The organism is Collinsella aerofaciens, assembly GCF_039752955.1.
GTDB lineage: Bacteria > Actinomycetota > Coriobacteriia > Coriobacteriales > Coriobacteriaceae > Collinsella > Collinsella aerofaciens_BI.
Genome location: NZ_JBDMHB010000077.1, coordinates 1 through 3251, shown reverse-complemented (window position 1 = coordinate 3251; position 3251 = coordinate 1). Strand labels below are relative to the sequence as shown.

Below are 3251 nucleotides of genomic sequence, written 5' to 3'. Positions count from 1 at the left end.
CATTGTCGGCCTAATCCGCGGTCTTTCATGCAGCAGGGGCTCTCAATGTTTTTATGTCCTGCTCATATCGTCTGTGCCGGCACCTGGGGACAGTCCTTATGTCAAGAGATCGGTGCAAGAGGGATAGGTTGCCTTGCGTCGATCTAAATAAGTTGCGGTGAGATAGTTCTTGAATTGGCCTTTTTGGGGCTAAACAGAAACTTTCTCACCGCAACTGAGTTGAGGCGTTTTTTGGCAGCTGGTTTACTTGCTCGCGAACAGCCAGATCAGGATGATTGCCAGAATCACGGCGACGATGCAGACGATGGCGCCAGTGAATTTGATGCGTGAGTCGCGGGTACGCTCGCGCACCGCGTCCTCGGTGGCCTCGAGCTGGGCGACTTCTTGCTCGGTCTCGGCGTGTTCGGCTTTGTCTCGGGCCAAGGATCCTGCAAGCGACTCAGTGATCTCTGGATGGTCATGCACCTCGGTCGCCTGCTCGATGATCGACTGTGCATGTGCGGCATCTGCTTGGGCGTTGGCGATGCTTTGCTCTTGGTCGCGGCGTGCCTTGTCCTCGGCGGCTATCTTCTCGCGCAGTTCGCGCTGGCGCGTCGTGGCGGCAGTTTTCGCCGTCTGCAGCTCGTCGCGCGCGGCATCGGCCTCAGTCGTCACGGCTTGGTGTGCGCGTTTGGCTTCGGCAATGGGGGCTTGAGCCTGCTCGACGGCCTGCTCGGCTGCGGCAAGCGAGTGCTCAAGGTCGGCGGTGATGCGCGGGACATCTTCTTCGGCTTTTCGCAGGGCATCTGCCGTGTCGGAGATCTGCATCGAGAGCTCGCTGGTGCGCACCGTATAGTTGGCGGGATTTGCCGAGGGATTGCGTTGCAGCTCGGCATACTCATGACGCAGCGTCTCGAGCTGGGCGCGCGTGGCGTCGACGGTTTGTTGTGCGGCCGCAATGCCGGCGTCTCGCTCGGCCTTCACCTTGTCGCGGATGCGCTTGGAATCCTCAAGACGTCGAACGAGGCGGTTGCCGGTCTCGCGAGAGCTTGCCTCGCGGGCCTCCACGGCGTCGAGCGCGGCCTTCAGGCGGAGCTCAGTCGCGTCATCCTCTGTCTTCATTTGTTCGAACTGACCCTTGAGCTCTGTCGCTTTGGCGGCGTGGGCATCACGGTCAATCTCGGCTGCCGCGGCGGCCTTTTGCGCTGTAGCAATCGCTTGGCGCTGGTCGGCGACGATCTGGTCGTAGCGGCCTGCGATATCCTGGCGCGTCTCGAGTTCCTCGGCCTGATCGGCAATGCGCTGCTCAAGTTCGGTCAGGTGGGCGCGGGCATCGGCAAGTGCCTTTTTCGCGGCGTTCATCTCGCGCATGGCCGAGGCGCCCTGGGCGATAAAGGTGCCCACGGCGTTCGCGGTGTTCGAGACAGCGGTCCCCAGATCGCGGCTCGCGGCGGGGGAGTGAGGGGCGGTCGGGCGAGTGGTGTCGGCAGCGTCCGCATCGGCAGTCTGCGGCGCGGCGATATTGCCGGTACCGCCCTCGACCACAGAAAAGCCTGCTGCGTGCGGATCGACCGCATCGGCGCCAATCGTGGGGTGCTCGAGCTGGAGAAACGAGGGCATGGTACTGCCCTGGTCGGCAACCGGAGTCTCGCCGGGCACAAAGGTCGAGGCCGCCTCGGCGGCCTCCTCTTCCTCGGCATCAATATCGGCATCGGCGACGGCGTCTTTCATCGCTTTGACGGCATCCATCATGGAGTCCATGACGGCATCGAGCTCTTCTTCCGAAGACACCTCGATGGGGCCTGCCGCCTGTGGCGCGGGGTCTGTGTCGGGTTCGGCATCGCTCGGCTCCGGCTGCTCGCTTTCGTCATGCTCGACAGTATCGTCTGTGTCTGTTGCTTTATCCGCATCGGCGTGCACATCTGCGGCAGCGTGCACATCTGCGGCAGCGGGCGCATCTGCGGTGGCGGGCGCATCGGTGGAGGCGTCGACGCAGGTAGGAGTATCGCAGTCGTCGACGGCGTCTGCGGAATGATCAATATGCTCTTGAGTCTGGGGGTCCAGCTCGTCTGTCATAGGCATGTGCTCCTCATCGTTGTTTGTCACCCTATGATAAGGTCTCGCGCCGACATCCCGCGCGCCGCAGCAAAGTTTCAAAACGTGTTCGATGGCTCGATCTGATAACAATAACTCGGCCGTTTTATCCAGTTTGTACTTGACAATCCCTTCGCCGAACTACGTGGTGCCGTTCGCCTACCGCGGTCTTTTATTTTTGCTTGAACACGCTAAAGTTGCATCTCAGCTTTTGGCGCGTGAAGTTGGATACGCGCAGTCGGCGGGCGTGCCCGTCGCGATTTGAAAGGACTTTGTATGGGACTTTTCACTGGTAAGACCGTGATCGTCACCGGCGGCGGCAAGGCCACACTTAAGGACGGTTCCGCTGGCTCCATCGGCTACGGCATCGATATCGCATTTGCCAAGGAGGGCGCGAACCTCGTCATCACCGGCCGCAACGTCGCCAAGCTCGAGGCCGCCAAGGAGTCTCTCGAGGCCGAGTACGGTGTCAAGGTTCTGCCTGTTCAGGCCGATGTCTCGGCTGGTCAGGACAACGAGGCCGTCGTCCAGAACGTCATCGACAAGGCCATTGAGGAGTTCGGCCGCATCGACGCCGTCGTCAACAATGCTCAGGCTAGCGCCTCGGGCGTGACCATCGCCGATCACACCATGGATCAGTTTAACCTGGCCATTTACTCCGGTCTGTATGCTACCTATCTGTACATGCAGAAGGCCTATCCGCACCTGAAGGAGACCAAGGGCTCCGTGGTCAACTTTGCCTCGGGCGCCGGCCTGTTTGGCAACTATGGCCAGTGCAGCTATGCTGCCGCCAAGGAGGGCATCCGCGGCCTGACCCGCGTTGCCGCCAACGAGTGGGGCAAGGACGGCATCAACGTCAACATCGTGTGCCCGCTTGCTTGGACCGCTGCGCTCGAGAACTTCCAGGATGCCTATCCCGAGGCGTTCAAGGCCAACGTCCACATGCCGCCGGCTGGTCACTACGGCGACGTCGAGAAGGAAATCGGCCGCGTGGTCGTTCAGCTCTGCGGTCCCGACTTTAAGTACATGAACGGCGAGACCGTCACCCTCGAGGGTGGCATGGGCCAGCGGCCGTAGGGGTTACGCGGTTTTACCAAACCGCGTAACGGCTCGACGCTGCGCGGGCCGCATTTGGACAATCTGACGTTCAACTTCAAGGGCGCGACCAGAAGGTCAGC

Annotated in this window: 2 protein-coding genes; one reads left to right on the top strand and one right to left on the bottom strand. The window is 61.3% G+C overall.

What is annotated here, in order from left to right; translation table 11 throughout:
• Positions 1–243: 243 nt before the first annotated feature.
• Positions 244–2055 carry a coiled-coil domain-containing protein gene (locus tag ABHR75_RS09775; RefSeq protein ID WP_195568798.1) on the bottom strand — a complete coding sequence of 604 codons (1812 nt, stop codon included), beginning with the start codon at positions 2053–2055 and terminating at the stop codon, positions 244–246.
• 294 nt (positions 2056–2349) lie between these two features.
• On the opposite strand from ABHR75_RS09775, the gene ABHR75_RS09770 reads away from it, so the two are divergent.
• A complete protein-coding gene (locus ABHR75_RS09770; protein WP_006235414.1) occupies positions 2350–3150 on the top strand; it encodes an SDR family NAD(P)-dependent oxidoreductase in 801 nt (266 codons plus the stop codon).
• Positions 3151–3251 lie beyond the last annotated feature (101 nt).